The sequence below is a fragment of the Paenibacillus sp. FSL H8-0175 genome, assembly GCF_045040615.1.
In the GTDB taxonomy this organism is placed as follows: Bacteria; Bacillota; Bacilli; order Paenibacillales; family Paenibacillaceae; genus Paenibacillus_AQ; species Paenibacillus_AQ odorifer.
This window is the reverse complement of sequence record NZ_CP150299.1, coordinates 2,329,570-2,348,566: the sequence shown is the minus strand read 5'-3', so window position 1 is coordinate 2,348,566 and position 18,997 is coordinate 2,329,570. Positions and strand designations below refer to the sequence as shown.

The 18,997-nt window shown below is 42.6% G+C and carries 17 protein-coding genes; 4 read left to right on the top strand and 13 right to left on the bottom strand.

From position 1 onward, the window contains the following. The first annotated feature begins 136 nt into the window (after positions 1 to 136). Complete coding sequence (locus MHH46_RS09990) at positions 137 to 1,414, top strand: histidine--tRNA ligase (RefSeq protein WP_076191292.1); 1,278 nt, start codon at positions 137 to 139, stop codon at positions 1,412 to 1,414. Between the two features lie 166 nt (positions 1,415 to 1,580). On the opposite strand, the gene MHH46_RS09985 is transcribed toward MHH46_RS09990, so the two are convergent. The 3 genes from MHH46_RS09985 to MHH46_RS09975 all read right to left on the bottom strand — a co-directional run bounded on the left by MHH46_RS09985 (position 1,581) and on the right by MHH46_RS09975 (position 5,932). Further along, positions 1,581 to 3,614 carry a methyl-accepting chemotaxis protein gene (locus MHH46_RS09985; RefSeq protein ID WP_076191290.1) on the bottom strand — a complete coding sequence of 678 codons (2,034 nt, stop codon included), beginning with the start codon at positions 3,612 to 3,614 and terminating at the stop codon, positions 1,581 to 1,583. A gap of 196 nt (positions 3,615 to 3,810) precedes the next feature. Further along, positions 3,811 to 4,800 (bottom strand): bile acid:sodium symporter family protein, encoded by a 990-nt coding sequence (locus MHH46_RS09980; protein WP_340397907.1) that lies wholly within the window; start codon positions 4,798 to 4,800, stop codon positions 3,811 to 3,813. 178 nt (positions 4,801 to 4,978) lie between these two features. After that, on the bottom strand, positions 4,979 to 5,932 hold the full coding sequence (locus MHH46_RS09975) for a radical SAM protein (protein ID WP_076191288.1): 954 nt from the start codon (positions 5,930 to 5,932) through the stop codon (positions 4,979 to 4,981). Between the two features lie 666 nt (positions 5,933 to 6,598). On the opposite strand from MHH46_RS09975, the gene MHH46_RS09970 reads away from it, so the two are divergent. From MHH46_RS09970 to MHH46_RS09960, 3 genes are all read left to right on the top strand, one after another. Next, a complete protein-coding gene (locus tag MHH46_RS09970; RefSeq protein ID WP_076191286.1) occupies positions 6,599 to 6,916 on the top strand; it encodes a hypothetical protein in 318 nt (105 codons plus the stop codon). A gap of 179 nt (positions 6,917 to 7,095) precedes the next feature. Further along, on the top strand, positions 7,096 to 7,506 hold the full coding sequence (locus MHH46_RS09965) for a hypothetical protein (RefSeq protein ID WP_139330050.1): 411 nt from the start codon (positions 7,096 to 7,098) through the stop codon (positions 7,504 to 7,506). A 40-nt stretch (positions 7,507 to 7,546) separates the two neighbouring features. Beyond that, on the top strand, positions 7,547 to 8,101 hold the full coding sequence (locus tag MHH46_RS09960) for a hypothetical protein (RefSeq protein WP_076191281.1): 555 nt from the start codon (positions 7,547 to 7,549) through the stop codon (positions 8,099 to 8,101). 580 nt (positions 8,102 to 8,681) lie between these two features. Here the strand turns inward: MHH46_RS09960 and MHH46_RS09955 are convergent. The 10 genes from MHH46_RS09955 to MHH46_RS09910 all read right to left on the bottom strand — a co-directional run bounded on the left by MHH46_RS09955 (position 8,682) and on the right by MHH46_RS09910 (position 18,975). Next, positions 8,682 to 9,932, bottom strand: a complete 1,251-nt coding sequence (locus MHH46_RS09955) for a stalk domain-containing protein (RefSeq protein ID WP_076191279.1) — start codon at positions 9,930 to 9,932, stop codon at positions 8,682 to 8,684. A 156-nt stretch (positions 9,933 to 10,088) separates the two neighbouring features. Then, positions 10,089 to 11,039 carry a nucleoside hydrolase gene (locus tag MHH46_RS09950; protein WP_076191277.1) on the bottom strand — a complete coding sequence of 317 codons (951 nt, stop codon included), beginning with the start codon at positions 11,037 to 11,039 and terminating at the stop codon, positions 10,089 to 10,091. Positions 11,040 to 11,102: 63 nt separating this feature from the next. Continuing rightward, entirely contained in the window at positions 11,103 to 11,393 is a 291-nt protein-coding gene (locus MHH46_RS09945; protein ID WP_076191275.1) for a hypothetical protein, read from the bottom strand. A gap of 117 nt (positions 11,394 to 11,510) precedes the next feature. Next, positions 11,511 to 12,692 (bottom strand): MalY/PatB family protein, encoded by a 1,182-nt coding sequence (locus MHH46_RS09940; protein ID WP_076125027.1) that lies wholly within the window; start codon positions 12,690 to 12,692, stop codon positions 11,511 to 11,513. Positions 12,693 to 12,951: 259 nt separating this feature from the next. Then, positions 12,952 to 14,127 carry a collagen-like protein gene (locus MHH46_RS09935; protein WP_076191273.1) on the bottom strand — a complete coding sequence of 392 codons (1,176 nt, stop codon included), beginning with the start codon at positions 14,125 to 14,127 and terminating at the stop codon, positions 12,952 to 12,954. A gap of 291 nt (positions 14,128 to 14,418) precedes the next feature. Next, positions 14,419 to 15,072: a deoxynucleoside kinase gene (locus MHH46_RS09930; protein WP_076125023.1), complete on the bottom strand. Its 654-nt coding sequence runs from the start codon at positions 15,070 to 15,072 to the stop codon at positions 14,419 to 14,421. Then, positions 15,069 to 15,692: a deoxynucleoside kinase gene (locus tag MHH46_RS09925; RefSeq protein ID WP_076191271.1), complete on the bottom strand. Its 624-nt coding sequence runs from the start codon at positions 15,690 to 15,692 to the stop codon at positions 15,069 to 15,071. The genes MHH46_RS09930 and MHH46_RS09925 overlap by 4 nt, the downstream gene beginning before the upstream one ends. A gap of 499 nt (positions 15,693 to 16,191) precedes the next feature. Next, positions 16,192 to 17,328, bottom strand: a complete 1,137-nt coding sequence (gene nspC, locus MHH46_RS09920; protein WP_076125019.1) for a carboxynorspermidine decarboxylase — start codon at positions 17,326 to 17,328, stop codon at positions 16,192 to 16,194. Between the two features lie 10 nt (positions 17,329 to 17,338). Continuing rightward, complete coding sequence (locus tag MHH46_RS09915) at positions 17,339 to 18,538, bottom strand: saccharopine dehydrogenase family protein (protein ID WP_076191269.1); 1,200 nt, start codon at positions 18,536 to 18,538, stop codon at positions 17,339 to 17,341. A 224-nt stretch (positions 18,539 to 18,762) separates the two neighbouring features. Beyond that, entirely contained in the window at positions 18,763 to 18,975 is a 213-nt protein-coding gene (locus MHH46_RS09910; protein ID WP_143759894.1) for a hypothetical protein, read from the bottom strand. Positions 18,976 to 18,997 lie beyond the last annotated feature (22 nt).

Sequence of the window (18,997 nt, the reverse complement as noted above, 5' to 3'; positions counted from 1 at the left end):
TTAGCAACCCTGAAATTCTCAGGGAGGCTAACGCTACTCGCGTTGGCCTCCCTGCGGCATAGATCACGCGCAGGACCATGAGGTCCTGCGCGTTTTTTTATTTCTAAACTATGCCAATTCAAAGGAGCTACTAACGATGCAAAACATTAAAGGAACTTATGATTACTTCGGAAAAGAGCAGGCGCTCAGAAAGAACATTCAAAATACGCTGCAGGATTTGTTCGAACTCTATGATTTTGAATCCATGGACACCACATTATTAAATGAACTGGAGTTATTAACCTCGAAATATGCAGGTGGGGATGAAATTCTCAAGGAGATGTACCAACTAACCGATCAAGGTAACCGCAAGCTGGGCTTACGATATGATCTGACCATCCCTTTTGCCAAAGTGATCGCTTTAAATCCCGGAATAGAGTTCCCCTTCAAGCGTTATGAGATCGGAAAAGTATTCCGTGATGGTCCCGTGAAACGTGGGCGCCTGCGTGAATTTCTGCAATGCGATGTTGATGTTGTTGGTATTTCAGGACCTGAGGCGGAAGCTGAATTGATGCAGCTGGCCACAGAAGCTTTTCGCAAGCTGGACATCCCGATCATCCTAAAATGGAACAACAGACGTTTTCTCGGTGAGATTCTGGAATCGCTGGGTGTACCTGCCGAGAACCAACTGTCCGTTATGCTAACCTTGGATAAATTAGAAAAAATCAACCTCAGCGGCGTGAAAAATGAATTGATCAGCAAGGAAATAGATCCTACAACCATCGCTGCTATTCTAGAACTTATTGAAATGGACAATCCAAGCTTTGAGCAGTTATGCCAAAAATATAGTCTTACCGGACAACCGGGAGCAATGGAGGTTCTTGTCCTGCAAAAGCTGCTCCAAGACATTCAGCTGCAGCAGACTTGCCGTTTCGATCCCTTCTTGTCTCGCGGGCTTTCTTTCTACACTGGAACCGTCTACGAGATCTTTGATGCATCCGGTTCCTTTACCTCAAGCTTGGGTGGTGGAGGCAGATATGACGCTATCATCGGACAGCTAGTGGGCAGAGAGGATATTCAATATCCTACGGTTGGCTTATCTTTTGGTATGGAGTCTATCATGGCGCTCCTTGCAGAACGTCCTATCCAAGAGCGCAAGACAGCAGAGGTTATGGTCATTCCGATTGGCGAGACGCTCCCACAGGCTTTAATTGCAGCCGCCGAGCTCCGTGCCTGTTCTATCCGGACCACTCTGGTATCCGGTAAAAGAAAACTTAAAAAGCAACTCGCCACAGCCTCATCCAAAAAAATCCGTTACGTTATTCTGATCGGCGAGAGTGAATCCAGTGTGGATAAGGTGCGGCTGAAGGATATGAAGGAACAAACAGAAGTTATAGTTCCATTAGATGAAGCTATCTACCTTATTACTGGCTAAACTGCTGCCTGATATCCTCCTAAAAAGATCTGCATAAAAAAAAGACCCCGCCGGCGACCGGCGGGGTAAAGTCTATATATAAGGGAGGTTATACATGTACTATAACCCTGCAAGCTTAATATTTTATGAAAAAGAGATAAGGATTCCCTTAATTCATTTCAAACCCTTAGATCTTAAACTTATCTACTAACCCCTGAAGCTCTTTGGCACTTTGAGTATTTTCATCAGCCATAGTAACCTCCAGGAATGTTTTTTCCACGATATCCGCCGTTTTTACCGCGATATCCTGAATCCCTATAGCTCCCTCGTTTACTGTAGCAGCTACCTCATTAACGGCAATATTAATACTTGATATAGCCATACTCAAATGATCAGCTGCGCTCTCGAATTGTTTTAACAGCGTATTTACGGTGGCAGCATCACTGTTGTATTGCTGACTTACCTCAGTTAATCGTTCATAATCTGCTAGGACATTCTGGTCAATAAAAGAAAGTAATGCCTCAGAATTCTCCTTCATGGATTCAACAGAGGAATAAACACCTGTTACCACACCTTGAATTCCGGCCGCAATCTTAGACGACTTCTCAGCCAACTTCCGAATCTCACCAGCTACAACCGCAAAACCTTTACCTGCCTCACCCGCTCTTGCCGCTTCTATAGCTGCATTCAGGGCCAGCAGATTGGTCTGACTGGCAATGGAGAGAATCGTATCCGTCAGTACATTAATCTCTGCAATCGCGCTCGACTGCTCAATCGCTTTTTCCATATCCATTCGCACGGATTCATAAATTTGTTTAGCATTCGTCGTAGATTCTGTTGCCTCATCTTGGAGAGCCAGCGCCCGCTCACTAATTTGTCTAGAAACGGCAGCGCCTTCCTTCACATTATTGGTGATCCCGGATACATTGTTATCAATTTCAGTAATTGCTGCTGTCATTTCCTCTGTGGAGGCTGCGGTCTCTTCCATACCTGCCGATAGCTGCTGCGTAGTCGCTGAATTATCGTGGGCATTTTCCCGCACATCTATAGACAGCTTCTCCAGCGTTTCTGCATTTTCAAGCACTTTGGACGAGATCGTAATTAAGCTTCCAGCCATCTCACGAAGTGTAGCCCGAGTGCTGAACATCGCTTTGGCGATCGTCCCTGTCTCATCTTTGTTTTTAGTCAAATACTCATACTCTGAGTCATGCGTTAAATTCAATTCTGCCGTTTTATTAATCATGTCCGTTAGTTTAACAATCGGAGAAGAGATTTTTTTAGCAAAATAAAGAGCAATCAGCAAGGCAATAATCAAACTTCCCACACCAAGAAATAAGTTGAAATTTCTCATATCAGTGACAGGTTTCACGATTTCATCGAGGTCTGCGGTTAATACAAGCAACCAGTGCGTCTCAGGTAAAACTGTATAGGTTGATTTTTTTTCCACACCATTATATGTATTATTGAGCAGGCCATCCGCTACCTTCTCACCAGATTTCACACGCTCCATAACAGCTGCGATCTGCGTATTCTCAATAGGCTGACCAATTTGTGTTTTATCCGGATAATATAATTTATTGCCGTTCTCATCCAGTAAATAAGCGTAGGAGCTCGTCGTGTTTACCACTTTGGTATCGGCCAAATACTTAATCATACTATCTGCGGAAACAGCCGATGCAATAAATCCAATCATCTTTCCATTACTCTTTACGGGCTGTACAAAAGCCACTACATAAGCTCCTGTAGATTTTGATTTCAGCGTTTCACTGATCACAGGCTCAGCCGTCTCCATTACTCTTTTCGTATAATCTCTTTCACTAAAATCTGTCCCTATAAGCTTAGTATCACTGTCAGCCACACTAATACCTTTCATATCACTGACTAGAATGTGCTCAAGGTTTCCCGCTTCCTCCACAATGCTTTGTAGACTGGCGTTCACCTCATTCTGAAGCTTATCGCCTTTGTTAACTCCACCATTCCCAGCTTGCAGCAGTAGATCAACAATTTCCGAACGGCTCGCAATAAGCTCTGTACTTCTCTGCTCTTTTGCTATCATGGCTGATATAGTCTGAGCTTTGTTCGTATTGACCTGCTTCATAGAATTCTCAGTAAGATTCACAATCGCCTGAGTTGATTTCAAATACGTAAATATCCCCATTACAGAAATACATAAAAGGGTCACACCTATCATAACAAGTGATAACTTTAGACGAATCTTCATATTCTTTTCATCCTTCCGACTGCTTGTTCATTTGCGAACAATGAAATTGTAAATAATACAATTACTATCGGGTGGCAAAGTTGAATAGTGAATATAAATCGCGCAAAAATAAGAAATATATCATAAAATGTCGAAATTTTTCATGTAAATGAATAAAATATCACAGCTTTTAGGTCATATATCCTTCACAAGATGTTTAACAAGGCCTGTCATCTGTCCTAGATGAACTATGTGGTTCTAGCTGAGAGACCGTATTCGCTTGCATTAATGCACCCTCACTTAACAGTCGTTTAGTTCTACTACGTAAAAATAGACCAGACATCGCAGCGAGTATTTGTTGGAATAACATCCCCGAAATTACTGGAAGCGCAACAGCAGGAGGAAAATATTTCACCGCTAATACAGCTCCTGCACTTAAATTCCGCATACCCGAATTAAACTGCACCGCAACGGAATCTTCATAACTAAAGCGGAAACGGCGTGACACCAAAGCTCCGATCACATAGCCAAGCACAACGGTTATGAAGGTCACTCCAATAATGATCGCTAATTTGCCATCCGGATGTTTCAGATAACGGGCAATGCTGGCCCCATTAATAGAAACAACTACAAACAATCCGACTTTAACAAACGGAGCAAGCGGCGGTCCACATACCGTATTTACTTTCCCTTTTGTCCATTGATTCAGCAGCATCCCAACTACAGAAGGAATGACTACCATCCATAGCAGCCCTTTCATCATATCGCCTAGCTGAATTTCAACACTCGCTCCCATCAGCAAATATAAGGTACCCGGGACAACAATGGGCGACAAGAGCGTATCAATCAGAATAAGCGCCAATGTCAGCGCAATATTCCCTCCGTACATCGACACCCATACCACACTTACAACACCTGTAGGAATCGCGAACAGCAATACATAACCAGTTACTGTATATGGATCTCCCGGAAAAAAAGCCATGGCTGCAAGCCAGCCGATCAGCGGCATTACAATATGTAAAATTACCATTAGAATAATCAGCTTCTGAGGTTTCAGAAGTACCCCCAGCAGATCCTTTAGATTGGACTTCAAGCTCCCTATCAGCGTCATTACAGCGAAAATCCAGGGCACGAGACCTGTGAACGGCAGCAGTCTGCTTTCGTTAAGTACGCCGACCACGATGGCCGTGGGTGTTAATAACGGCATAATCTTTTCTAGAACAACATTAGATTTGATGAGTCCATTTCTTATATTAGCAAACACTTGGCAGTACACCTTATGTATGAAGCTCATACATCCCTTATCTTTGTTTTTTATTAAGTCTACCATAAAAAAATAGGAACCAATTCTTAAATTGGTCCCTCGAAGTAATCTATATAGAGTGTTAAACTTCTATGCCTTGTGGAAACAATGCATCCAGTGCTGGGCAGGGTTGCTTATCCAAAAACTGTGCCAATGGCGCCGGCATATTATTGTATAAATCTTTTAGTGAAGTTCCTTGATAAATGTTGCCGATAATCACCGGATGGCAAAGCTCTGAAATCAAAATGTCGCCATTTCCATGCAGATGAAGCTGCTTCTTCCCCTCAATACAGTGAGGAAAATACATACCCGGCTGCTCTTCGAACCCAAGGGCGTCCATAAAGCGGTCCATACAGGTGAAATACAGAATCGTATCTTCTTTCTTCCGTGCGATCAGCTCGCTCACTGCATTCTTTAATTGTTCCCGTGCAGCTATAGACTTCCAACCCGTATGATCCATGATAATACTGTTCTGAATTTCATGTGTGCGCACGCCCATTGCGTAGACATGATCGCTGATCTCCTTCATATTATCCTGGGTTTCACTGAACAGCAGCGTCTCCAGTACGGTATCCACACTTGTTGCAGCGAATAGGGTAATATTTTCTCTTATTTTTTCATAGATGCTTGGATGAATATTATAATATTTTGAGAAAGCTTCCGCAGTAGTAAAATTGAAGGAAATATGTATAGTCGTTAATCCTGCGGAGACCAATTGGCCAATTCGTTCAGCATTTAAAAGACTGCCGTTGGAATTTAACTGTGTCTGAATCCCTCTGGATGCGCAGTAGGTTACAATTTCCACACAGTCATCGAATTTCAGCGTCACTTCTCCACCTGATAAGCGTACTCTTTTAAGGCCTGGAAGTTCGTCCAGAATGCGGATGACCTCTTTGGCTTTGATGCTTTGTCCATCATTTCTATTATATGCACAGCAATAATCGCAGCGGAAATTACAGTTCGAAGTTACCCCTATTTCTAACCCTTCCAGCTCATAAGTAAGCGGTTTGTCGAGCTCTAATGCTTTATATCTCATACTCTAAAGTCCTCCTGAAAAATAATGAATTTAGTTCAAAAGTTCAACCTTAGAGATTATATAGGTTTATGGCTTAGGTTAATGTGAGTTTTATAACATTCGGATTGCCAGCTATAACAGCTAACGATCGTGACTACGGAAATATCCGTTCTTCCAACCGGATTTGTCTCCAGTTTTCTTTGTTATTACCGTATCAATTGGTCGGATTCCGGAGACAACCTCTGCTAACGAGGCGAATTTTCCTTCGGAAAGCTTTCGGACAGTCGCTAACACGCCACAGTTTCAAAATTTCCTTTACCACTATATATTGGTTATACAATATAATAAAGGTTATATTTTACATTACTTTCACTCTGGATTATATAGACCCTTTTAAATTAAAGGAGCTTTTATATGAAGAAAGTTTATCTGTAGGCGTTGTTGGCGAAGCCCCTAAAGTAAGAGAAGAGCACGTGAGCTTCACAAGTATTTCATTTGAGGAATTAGAAGAACACGCAAAAGTCAATGACACAAAGTTACCTACGACCATCAGAAGTTACAATCATATCTCCCTTGTATGGTACTCTCGAAGCGCATTCCTGAATCTCTCCTTCATTCGATTATGTTAATCATTGACAGATTTTCATAAGATCTTATATACTAATAAAAATCCGAAATATAGTATTTTTGGTAAAAAAGAGGAATCTAATATACCGAAAAATTGCCTCATTAGTACTGATTAGTTCTTTACTTCTTGGATCAAGAGGTGTTGTAAGCGCTTCAAGTAGCAACAACAACGATGTCGAAGCACAGATTAGTAAGATTTATCAAGAAAGAGCGGATCTACTGGGAGAACATAAGGCTGGCTACGAAATAGAATATGAAAAGCTAGGGAAGGAACTAGAATCTTTGGGGGTAGATTATTTAACTCCAGAGGAAGCACAAGTTGTAATAGGACAAAAAATTCTTAGGAACAGACAGCTCACAAATACAACCATTTGTTGATTTACCGGCGAGCACAAATATTGTTTGGTCTAGTTTCCGGTCTAACTGGGTCAAAAATGGGGTTACATATGAAGTTCAACATGTAACGGCAGAATCTAATGCTCAAAATTCTGCACTCAAGAATACGGGAGTAACGTTTCTTTCAAACTCAAATTCAAGCGGGGGCTTCCAATCTTTTGGTGTCAGCTGCGACAACTACTCTTGGTTCATTTAATAGTTATGTAGGTGCTACCATAACTATATATGACGCGGTAAAGAACTTTATTTCTGATTCTTATCAAAGTTTAGCATTAATTACTAGTACAGTTAGCGGCGCTAGTGCATATTCTATTCCTACGTTTAGCTATGCTTCAACAACTGGTGCCACAACAACTGGTGCCACAACAAATGCAACAATAAATCAGGGATCATCGAAACAATTTAGTTATACTGCCCTGTATCATAGAGATTCTTCTGCCGCAATAAATTATTATCTCAGCGGGCCTACTGCAACTTCTTTCATAACAAAAATTACTCTTACCGGGATTGATGGTAAAACCGTTCAAACTATTCCCCCTGCTATGCCTATGGGTATGGGTTATTTATTGTAATAGATTTCAATTATTTGAAGTTGAGATTTGGAGGGGAATTATGAGATTAAAGGAACCTATAACCTTAATTTCAGTTGTACTATTTTTAGTGCTAATAGGTGTTGCTTTGTTTTTATATAACTACAATTTCCCGAAAAAGGTTAACGTAGAACGTACTGCCGTCGTGTTCACCCTTAACAACTCTTCTTCAGCTAAAAGTACCATAATTAAGGTTAATGGGACACTATATAAACCAATATTTGGTCAAAAGAAATTTGTTGGAAATGTCTCAATAGATGCCTATGACTTCACAAAAGATCAAGAGGTCACTGTATATATCACTAAAAGAAATAAAGGCATAAATATGAGTACTCTATTTTATCTAGACTCCTCCGCACCATACGAAATAAATCAATACGGTCTAATGTGGTTTGATGATAGATTTGAAAACATCAATATTTGGCCATCTACTAACTGGATAGATGTTAAAGAGAAGAATTTGGCTTTCATTGCTACGGGTTCTAATTATGAACAAGCATTACAAACTCAAATAATGATGAGAAAGAAATTTGGTGATATGTTTGTTCCTCATGAATATGATTCGTTAGTTAAATGACTTGAGTATTGCGATTAATGGAATTGATCCGATCAATAGAAAAGCCCTCTGCAGATGCAGAGGCCAATGAAGAACTTACAATTTTTCTGTGCTACTGCTTAATGAACGATAAAACACAACACCTGCTCCGAACTTCGGACTGGTTTCGTATTTTTGGTCTCTTTATGCCCTCAGTTGTGTTCACCTCCAACACTCGAAAGATTGGCGTTAAACGCTTATGAAGACAGCAATCGGCTGCCAGTTACGGCGGCTAATTATCCACGCCATCCATTTATCCATTTTTTCTTGAGATTTTGCATGTGCATAGTTAATCGTTGAGTGTAACCTCCGTATCTAAATAACGTTCTTCATACTTTGGTATTAAAAGATACTCGCAAGCAGCGGCATAGCAGTCCAATTGTTCAACACTCTCGTCTGATATTCTCTCTAAACAGTTGCATTCTGCCCATAAAAAAACCTTAGGTAGATAAAACACCCACCTTCAATAGTATTTATTCAATAGAGAACAGAAAAAACCTATCGCCTCCAAAGAGGCGATAGGTTTAACCTTCGCGGTACCACTCTTTTTGATCGTTGCTGCTTACTCTACTGACTTCCCCATCTCGTTCCAGACAGGCTGCCCGATCAGACCTAAACGCCAGATCGCAATTCCTTTAAGACCATAACGTTTAGCAAGTCCTACCTTAGAATTCACTGAAGATTCGTTTTCGCTATACACAGAGATCCCGAGGATCAGCTTATCCTTACTCACTTGCTGAAGCGCAAGCCGGATGCCTTCATCAACTAAACTCATCGGCTCTGGAACTTTTTTCTCTTGTAAATAATCGTACGCCATAATGACCAAATCATCTGCAAGTGTTCCTAAAGTTTTGTAATCATAACCTTTATAAGAACTATTTAATGGATGAAGAATAACGGTAAGTTTAAGTCCTGCTGCATGTGCTTTTTGTGATAGGTTTTTCACAAAAGCATTATAATCTGCTTGCACCTTCGCCTTATCACCTGTTAGACCTAGGCCCTCCAGATCCAGAGTAATGCCTTGGAATCCTTTTTGCGTTGCAAGATCTACGATTCCAGTAATCGTCTGTTCTTGAAGCTGTTTATCTTCCAGGTTCTTAGTTAACTCTGATGCGGTGTCTCCAGAGAAGACCATCAGATAAGGAGCTGTTCCACCTGCCGCTGCATTCGTGACAATTGATTCTGGTGTTACGTCACCAGCCGCCTGAGGCCATTTGAAATCAGTCCCCGTTGTGGTGAATTGCCCGGTTTTATCAATCCCACTCCAACCGAAGGCCATAGCATCAAAATTAGGAAGTAAGGAAATCTCACTATAAGAACTCAGCGCATAGAAACCAAGAGTGTACAGCTCAGTCTTCGGCGAAGTAATAGATACGGTCTTCGTGGATTGATTCCAAGCTACACCCGCACCAAACTGCTGGCCGAAGAAGCTAAGGGGAATCATCGTTGTATCCCGGATCGTCTGCGGAGCAACTCCTAACTTCACAACCGCGCCGTTAACACCTGCATTTTTGCTGCCAAGGGTCAGGGTTACCACTTTGGTCCCTGCAGTATCTGTTTTGGTAGCCGTAATTTTCTTCTGCGCTTGATTCCACTCGACATTAATTCCCAAAGCTTCAGATATAGCTCGGAATGGCACCATCGTTGTTCCGCTCATCACAACAGGTTCTACTGGAAATGGTAGTGGATAACCATCCAGCACAATACTAACTCCACCAGCTGTGGCTGCCTGTGTAGTATTTTGGAATAACGCCGTGGTGCCTCCTAGCGAAATAGCCATACATAATACTAATTTACCGATTCGCTTATTCATGAATGTTAAGTCTCCCTCTTCTATGATATGCAGTCTAATCTTGTAAACTCTTATATGTCCTCTACCATTTTACCAAAGATTATCCAATTGTAAAATTAATAGATTGTCATCTATGAGCTGCGAAATTATTTTTCATATTAGAAGAGGTCGGCAAAATTACATAAACACGCTCAAAAAGGTTCCCACTGCTCGTTCAACATCTACATCCACTGCAACTTGTATGGGTTTACCCACTTTTGGCTGAGCCCGCAAGTCCGCTACGACCATTCCCGCTGTAAACTCACCTTTGTGCTCCACACGAACATTCATCTCTTTGTAGGTTACCAGATCTGGTTGCAGCGCAACCATAAGTGCGAGTGGATCATGCAGCGGTGCGCTGTTGATCAAAAAGTTCGCTTCACGATAGAAATTAAAATAATGAGTAAGCGATTGTTCCATAAACGAAATGATCGCTTTATTTTCTTCACGTCCAAAACGTTTTAATAAATCGATATGCTCTTGTGTAATCCGCGTCTTAAGCGTAACGTCTAGACCCACCATCATAACAGGAAGCCCAGATGTAAATACATGATCAGCAGCTTCCGGATCCCCGGCAATATTCGCTTCCGCAACCGGTGTTCTATTGCCGGGATTGAAGATCGTACCGCCCATTACCACTACTTTTTTCAAAGTATTCTTAATACCAGGGTCCATATCAAGCGCCATTGAAAGGTTGGTTAGATGTGCCAGTGTGACTAATACAATCTCTCCGGGATTCTCATTAGCCATCCGAACAATAAACTCAGATGCAGTTTCACTAATGGGACGCTGGCTGGATGGAGCAATTTCCACATTGCCAATACCGTTCTCACCATGCACATGAGTGGCGTAGCCTGAGTGCTCACGAACAAGTGCCTTGGATGCTCCGATCGCTACAGGAATCTCATAACCGGGCTTAACAAGCTCGATTAGCCGCAGTGAATTGTCCGCCGCCTTTTCGACCTCAATATTTCCAAAAACGGTTGTAATTCCTTCTACAATTACGTTTGGAGCACGCAAGGCATATAGAATCGCCAGTGCATCGTCAATACCTGTATCTGCATCAATAATAATTCGTGTTTTGCTCATTTATGTTCTCTCCCATTATGTTTTTTTCATAAAAGCTATCATATCACGGCCAACGAGGGTCGCTCAATTTTTATTCAATTCCTGTTCTTTAAAGGCTTCAATAAACCGCTCAGGATCGCACTCTATCAAATAAGCATACACGCCCTTACTCGTGTGGAGATAGAACATGCCGCTCATATCCCCCATTGAGCGATAAGACATATCGAAAATATCTTTTAGCGGGAATTCCCGATGGCGTGTTACAATTCTATCTTGATACAGATACATTAGCCGATTCGAAGCAACACTTCGTTGTTCTCCATCCCTAATTTCTCGTTGTATCTTATAATACGGAAGCTGAGCTACCCATTTCATTTGCAGTCCTCCTGCTTGTCGTAATGGACTCTATTTTATTATTCTTTTTACCCTATTGCAAAATAAAGAAGCTTAACGATCCCATTAGCGGAATCATCAAGCTTCAGTAATCACCGTTTATTTCGTTGTATAAGCTGCGGCTGCCTTGCAAAAGCGTTCCAATGCCTCAACTAATGTGGATCTCGGACAAGCCAGATTAATCCGTAGATGGCCTTTGCCTTCTGTTCCAAAAACAGAACCTTCATTAAAAGCCACTTTAGCCTCTTTGTACATCAGCTGCTTCAGACCGTCTATTTCCAAGTTCAGTTCGCGGCAATCCACCCAGAGCAGGTAGGTTCCTTGCGGCTGCATCACATGAACCTGTGGTAAATGCTCCGCCAAATAGCTGACCGTATAATCCACATTATCTGATACATATTGTAACAGCTCATCCAGCCATTCTTCTCCGTCATTGTAAGCGGCTTGTACCGCTCCTTGCGCGAAGAAACTAGCCATATGTAAGCTCAAGGCTTTCATTTTTTGATCAAATTTACGTTTCAATTCCGGATTCGAGGACACGATAAAAGAGGATTGAAGCCCCGGAAGATTGAAGGTTTTGGTCGCAGCAAGGGTGGTTAACGTAATATTGGCAATTTCCTCAGACAAGGACGCAAAAGGAATATGCTCATAACCTGGAAGCGCCAAATCACAATGGATCTCATCAGAGATAACTGTCACTCCGTGACGCAAGCACAGTTCACCGAGCTTCAACAGCTCTTCTCTTTCCCATACTCTACCGCCTGGATTATGCGGACTGCATAACAGCAGCAGCTTCGCTCCACCCAACATCAACCCTTCCAATTGCTCATAATCCATCTCAAAGCGCCCATTACGGACGATAAGCGGATTCTTGGCAACCTTCCGGTCATTCATCTGGATGACATCATAGAAGGGATAATAAACTGGCGATTGTAAAATAACCTCGTCCCCAGGCTCAGTAAACAGTTCAACAGAGAGGCTTAAGGAAGTTACAATTCCGGGAGAATCTGAAATCCACTCCGGTTTGATCTGCCAATCATGCCGTCTTTTAAACCATGACGTGATGGCTTCTTTATAAGTATCACTAGGTACACTGTAACCGTAAACTCCTTGTTCTGCGCGGCGCAGAATGGCTTCCTTCACTGCGGGAGGACTTTCAAAATCCATGTCTGCCACCCAAAGCGGCATAATATCCTTCTCACCAAACAACTTCTCGGATTGGTCCCATTTGTAAGAGCTAGTATTACGGCGGTCAATTACGCGATCGAAATCATACTTCAACTAAAGTCACCTCATCCTTATAAACTTATCTTTTATTGTATCATGAGGAAACCGATATGGCATCTTAAGATAGAATCAAAAGAATTCACATAAATAGATGATTAATTTCAAGTCGTTAGACGATAGAAAAACAATAGAATGTTAATAGTAAATACTCTGAATAAAGAGGAGGACCTTCGTTCGTCCTCCTCTTTACAATAATCATAAGTAAAATCACCAATATTAAGGTGACCAACTTATCTATACGAAATACACCTTGTTACGCTAATTGTGTAATAACGAGATGTGCTGAAACAGATCTTGTTCCTCCAGCGAGAGGAGTAATAGTAAGTGCAGTAGAGTTACCAGCAGGATTGCGAACGGTCAGGATGGTGTTAATGACCGTTGTTTGCACTATAGCCATTTCTACGATTTGCGATGTACCTGTTGCGCGTCCAACTACGGTATAGGCGAGATCCGCACCATTAAGAGTCAAGATGAGTTGTCCCGCTTCGGTTACACTAACCTGAAACAACACCTGATAAGTCCCTATTGCCGCTAAATTAAAAGAACTAGGACCTGTTCGTGCAATTGTCGTCCCGCTGGTAGGTCCATCTTGAGGAAAACTTACGTCTGTGCCCGGTGCTACAGTTGCTGCATTATCAGGAGGCATTAGGGCAAAAAAATCAGCAAAACCTAATACGCCTCCTGTTGCCCCGGTTGCGCCCGTTGCTCCTGCTGCTCCCGGTGCTCCGGTTGCTCCCGCGGCTCCTGCTGCCCCCGGTGCTCCTGCTGCTCCCGGCGCCCCGGTTGCTCCCGGTGCTCCGGCTGCTCCCGGTGCTCCTGCTGCTCCCGGTGCTCCGGCTGCTCCCGGTGCTCCGGCCGCTCCCGGTGCTCCTGTTGCTCCGGTTGCTCCCGGTGCTCCTGGTGCTCCCGGTGCTCCCGGCGCTCCCGGCGCTCCCGGCGCTCCGGTTGCTCCTACAAAACCTTGTGGTCCTATAGCTCCTGCAGGACCCGGTAAACCTTGCGGTCCCTGAGGACCTACAACTCCTTGGGCACCCGGAACGCCTTGCGCACCCTGAGGACCAACGGGTCCCGCTACACCCTGTGGACCAATCGCTCCCGCTGGCCCGGGTTCACCTTGAGGTCCTTGGGGTCCCGGAGGTCCGCCGGCAGGTCCTTGAGGTCCTTCAGCTCCTTGGAATCCTCGTGCTCCTTGAGCTCCGGGAATGCCTTGGGCCCCTTGTATTCCTTGGAGTCCTTGTGCTCCTTGCGGCCCTTGCGGTCCTGTAGCACCAACAACTGTCGGAGTAGTAACATTCACTTCTGGTGGAGGACAGGTTACTTTTACAATCTTCTTAATAACCTTTCGGCGATGTTCTTTTCTTTTTCTTTTCGAAGGAAATACAGTGGCGACTTTTTTCTTATGACACTTTTTATCGTCTGGACAACTCAATGCGTACACCTCCCTATAAAGATAGTTCAGTGTACGCATCTTATTAATTTTAGACATGGACCAATAACTAGTTTCTATTAGACTGGAACCTATTTTTATAAAAAAGGGCTAATAAAATAGGAGGTGGCCCTTAAGCACATTACAATGTCCACACCATTTTAATTTACTTTTCGTATTTTATGATTAGGACAACTGACACTTCCCTATTAGGCCCAAATCATAGATTTGGGTCTTTTTTTGAGCACATAAAAAAACAACCCCCAAACCACGGGAGCTGCTAATCATCAACTATTATATTGTATCAACAGGCTTACGAATGGTGTTGCCTACCTTCGTAAGAATATCCGCCATTGATGCCGAATCATTCACGTCATAATCATCAATGTTCAGTCGGAGCACTGGGCAAGCTGTAAACTCATTGATCCATTTCGAATATCTGCCATGCATATGTTCCCAGTAGGACACGTCCGTTTGAATTTCCATTTCACGGCCACGTTCATTAATTCGCGCTAAAATAGAAGGAAGACTGCCTTCAATATAAATCAGTACATCAGGGTGCGGGAAATAGGGTGTCATAACCATAGCTTCATACAAGCTTGTATAGGTTTCATAGTCTGTCTTAGACATCGTGCCTTGATCCGCATGCATTTTAGCAAAAATACCAGTGTCCTCATAAATCGAGCGATCTTGAACAAAACCACCGCCCATTTCGAACATTTTCTTCTGTTCTTTAAAACGTTCGGCTAGGAAATAGATCTGTAGATGAAAACTCCATCTCTCAAAATCATGATAGAATTTTTCAAGATAAGGATTATGATCAACTTGCTCCAGCGAGGTTTGAAAATTCAACCTTTTAGCCAAAGCACCTGTTAAAGTGGATTTCCCCACCCCCACGGTTCCTGCCACTGTAATTATGGCGTTATCTGGGATGTTATATGGATTCATTTCATTAGCTCCTTTAGGTGAGAGGCAATTTCGACGAAGTGTTCTGGGTTCTCCACGAAATCGACTGCATTTCCATCTATGGTAATAATAACGGTAGACGGCTCTTGAATCGCTAGAGAGGCCATCGCATCATCATAATCTTCTATCAATTGCTGCAAATACGCAGTATCCATCCCCCCCTCAAAAGGGCGTCCGCGTTTGGCAATTCTTTTTAACAAGGTATCGAGATCCGCTTTTATATAGAGAATAATATTTGGCTTCGGCAGGTCATCCGTCAGCACATGATAGATTTGTCGATACTTTTCTCGTTTCGTTCCCTTCAGCGTTCGTTCCCCAAAGATAAGGTTCTTATAAATATGATAATCCGAGATCACCGGTTTACCTTTATCTATGTATTGAGTTACTGTATCTTCAAGCTGCTTGTACCGATTACAGAGAAAAAACATCTCCAGTTGAAAGCTCCAGTCATCCATGTTCTGATAAAATTTAGCTAGAAACGGATTTTCATCAACAATCTCCTTAATAATCGGTAAGTTTAATTCCTCTGCAAGCATCGAAGCTAATGTTGTTTTTCCAGCCCCGATCGGGCCTTCCACTGCAATAAACGGTGCATGTTTCATTGATGCTGACTTCCTCCTCAGATACGGACCCTTCAATAACTATTTTTAAAAACAGACTAAATTATTGTATCACATGAGACCTTACTTGTGAGCGGCTAATTATGAAGAAACTTTTCCAGTAATACAAGTATCCAACTGTAAGATAAACCCAATAACAAGAGAAGCATCCCTATGAAAAAACGGTTCGATATCTATCTTCTCCCCATCCCCACGAGCATGAAGCGGACCGAGGAGACTCTATTTCCGAAAAATCGGCTGTATCAGCATACAATCGGACTCAGTTGCAGCTATTCTACCAAATGCGCCCTAAAAATAGTCACTATTCGGCCAATAAGAGCTATACTGTCCATAACCTTAGCTAAATAAGCTAATAAATACCAATAGCTGCTATACGGTCCTTAGCATCACTTCTCTTTTTCTAGATGTAATCGCGCATTCAAAGGACTGGAACCATAGCAAAAAAGGTGTCCCTGAAGGGACACCTTTTTAGATCATTCTATTAAGATAAACGTCCGCTGAAATCTTCGAAAGCGAACTGTTTGATTACTTTAATTCCCTCTTCGTCATTGTAGCTGACGATAGCTGGCAGATTCACGCCGTTAAACATATGGTTCTTCACCATAGAATAATGCGCCATATCTAGGAATACGAGTCTATCGCCGTATTTCAAAGGCTCCTTGAAGGAATAATCTCCAATCACATCTCCGGCTAGGCAAGTCATTCCACCTAATCTGTACGTATAAGGATATTCCCCAGGTTGTCCAGCATCGATAATGTTCGGACGGTATGGCATAGCCAGTACATCTGGCATGTGGCATTCAGCCGAAGTATCAAGAATCGCAATGTCCATACCGTTATGCATAACATCCAGAACGGTAGCTACCAAATATCCAGTATTAAGCGCAACGGCCTCACCTGGCTCCAGATAGATTTCCACACCGTAAGTCTCTTTCATATGCAAAATGCAGCGGACAAGGGTCTCCAGATCATAATCGGGACGTGTAATATGATGACCGCCACCAAAATTAAGCCATTTCATCCCTTTGAGATAAGGTCCGAACTTCTCTTCGACTACCTTGAGCGTACGCTCCAGTGTGTCAGAATTTTGTTCGCACATGGTATGGAAGTGTAATCCATCAATCCCCTCAAGCTCTTCAGGTCTAAAGTTAGGGAGAGTTACTCCCATTCTGGAATAATTGTAGCATGGATCATACAGCGGAACTTCGATCTCGGAATACTCCGGATTCACTCGAATGCCGCAGCTGATGTGCTTCGGTGCATTTTTCACACGATCCTTGAATCGATTCCACTGGTCAAAAGAATTGAACACAATGTGATCGGAGTATTCAAGAAGCTCATCGAATTCACTGTCCACATAAGCTGGTGCGTAGACATGAACCTCTTTGCCCATTTTTTCATAGCCAAGTCTGGCTTCGAATAAGGAGCTGGAAGTTACGCCATGCAAGTACTTGCCAACTAGCGGATACAAGGAGTGCATAGAGAAGCCTTTTTGCGCGAGCAAAATCTTAGCTCCTGTACGTTCTTGTACAGAATTCATAATCTCAAGATTGCGGGTAAGCAATCTTTCATCAACAAGGTAACATGGTGACGGGACAACGCTGATATCAATATCCATCAATCGCGCCTTAGTCTAGCAGCGTTGGCGAGAAATCTTCTTGCCAAGGCAGACCATGTTTATTCAAAGCTTCCATGAATGGATCTGGATCGAACTCTTCTACGTTGTGCACGCCTGGTTTCTTCCAGATTCCTTTTATAATTAACATTGCTCCGATCATTGCAGGAACGCCTGTAGTATAGGAAATGGCTTGGGAGCCAACCTCTGCATAACATTCTTCATGATCGCAAACGTTGTATACATAATAAGTTTTTGGCTTACCGTCTTTAGTACCTTGGATGATACATCCAATGTTAGTTTTACCTTTTGTTCTTGGTCCCAGGGAAGCTGGGTCAGGCAGCATTGCCTTCAAGAATTGCAAAGGAACGATCTCTTTACCTTCGTACATGATAGGCTCGATAGAAGTCATACCCACATTCTCAAGCACTTTCAAGTGAGTCAGGTAGTTCTGTGAGAAAGTCATCCAGAAACGGATCTTTTTCACGCCCTTGATGTTAACAGCCAAGGATTCCAGCTCTTCATGGTACAAAAGATAAATATCTTTAGGTCCAATTTCCGGAAGATCGTAAACTTTCTTCTCAGAAAGTGGTGCAGTTTCAATCCACTCGCCATTCTCGAAATAACGGCCATTAGCTGTAATTTCACGAATATTGATTTCAGGATTAAAGTTTGTAGCGAATGGATATCCATGATCGCCAGCGTTGGCGTCTACAATATCAATGGTATGGATCTCGTCAAAATAGTGCTTTTGCGCATAAGCCGTGAATACGCCAGTTACACCTGGGTCAAATCCACTGCCGAGCAAAGCGGTAAGGCCAGCTTTCTCAAATCTTTCTTTGTAAGCCCACTGCCAGGAATATTCGAATTTCGCTGTATCTTGTGGTTCATAATTGGCAGTATCCACATAGTGCACTCCTGTTGCCAGGCACGCATCCATGATCGTCAGGTCCTGATATGGGAGAGCGACATTAATAACGACATCCGGCTCAAAGCTCTTGATCAGTTCAATGACTTCGTCCGTGTTATCTGCATCGAGCTGAGCAGTAGAAATCTTCGTGCGGCCTCCGGCTAATTTATCTTTCAGAGCGTCACATTTCGCGACAGTTCTGCTAGCAATGCAGATCTCTTCAAATACATCCGGGTTCTGGCAGCATTTATGAACAACAACACTTGCTACGCCGCCAGCGCCAATAATTAACGCTTTTCCCAAAATAAAAACCTCCTAAAATTCCATTTGCAAAATCAACAAGGCTGATTATACATAATATTTTTGAATAAATCAATAAAAACCGACAAAAAATGATGTGTTTTGTGTAAAATCTCTAAGAAATCTTGTTAATACTCTTAAATGCTCATATTTCCTCGATTATCCACGTGTATAGATCAAGTGTTTTGCTGGAACAGAGTGGATTTTCAGAAACTAGGGCAACTAGATTATTCTATCACAAGAGGGTTATACTTCATACGATTTATTTTAAAATCAATGAAAAATCTCACCACCCTTTCAACTCCGCCTAAAGAAGTTCGGTTTCCACACATTCCAATCAACAGCACTGCAGCAAATACAAAGAGGCCGTAATATATACTCTTACCCGTTTTTGTCCCAATATTAATCGTTGTTGCTATGCCCATCCGTTTCGCGCCCATAATTGAACGATCATTGGGATAA

Excerpts from the sequence above, each read along its gene's own strand:
- MHH46_RS09990 (WP_076191292.1), top strand. The coding sequence starts at position 137 with ATGCAAAACATTAAAGGAACTTATGATTACTTCGGAAAAGAGCAGGCG.
- MHH46_RS09985 (WP_076191290.1), bottom strand. The coding sequence starts at position 3,614 with ATGAAGATTCGTCTAAAGTTATCACTTGTTATGATAGGTGTGACCCTT.
- MHH46_RS09980 (WP_340397907.1), bottom strand. The coding sequence starts at position 4,800 with ATGCCGTTATTAACACCCACGGCCATCGTGGTCGGCGTACTTAACGAA.
- MHH46_RS09975 (WP_076191288.1), bottom strand. The coding sequence starts at position 5,932 with ATGAGATATAAAGCATTAGAGCTCGACAAACCGCTTACTTATGAGCTG.
- MHH46_RS09960 (WP_076191281.1), top strand. The coding sequence starts at position 7,547 with ATGAGATTAAAGGAACCTATAACCTTAATTTCAGTTGTACTATTTTTA.
- MHH46_RS09955 (WP_076191279.1), bottom strand. The coding sequence starts at position 9,932 with ATGAATAAGCGAATCGGTAAATTAGTATTATGTATGGCTATTTCGCTA.
- MHH46_RS09950 (WP_076191277.1), bottom strand. The coding sequence starts at position 11,039 with ATGAGCAAAACACGAATTATTATTGATGCAGATACAGGTATTGACGAT.
- MHH46_RS09945 (WP_076191275.1), bottom strand. The coding sequence starts at position 11,393 with ATGAAATGGGTAGCTCAGCTTCCGTATTATAAGATACAACGAGAAATT.
- MHH46_RS09930 (WP_076125023.1), bottom strand. The coding sequence starts at position 15,072 with ATGAATCCATATAACATCCCAGATAACGCCATAATTACAGTGGCAGGA.
- MHH46_RS09925 (WP_076191271.1), bottom strand. The coding sequence starts at position 15,692 with ATGAAACATGCACCGTTTATTGCAGTGGAAGGCCCGATCGGGGCTGGA.
- nspC (WP_076125019.1), bottom strand. The coding sequence starts at position 17,328 with ATGGATATTGATATCAGCGTTGTCCCGTCACCATGTTACCTTGTTGAT.
- MHH46_RS09910 (WP_143759894.1), bottom strand. The coding sequence starts at position 18,975 with ATGGGCGCGAAACGGATGGGCATAGCAACAACGATTAATATTGGGACA.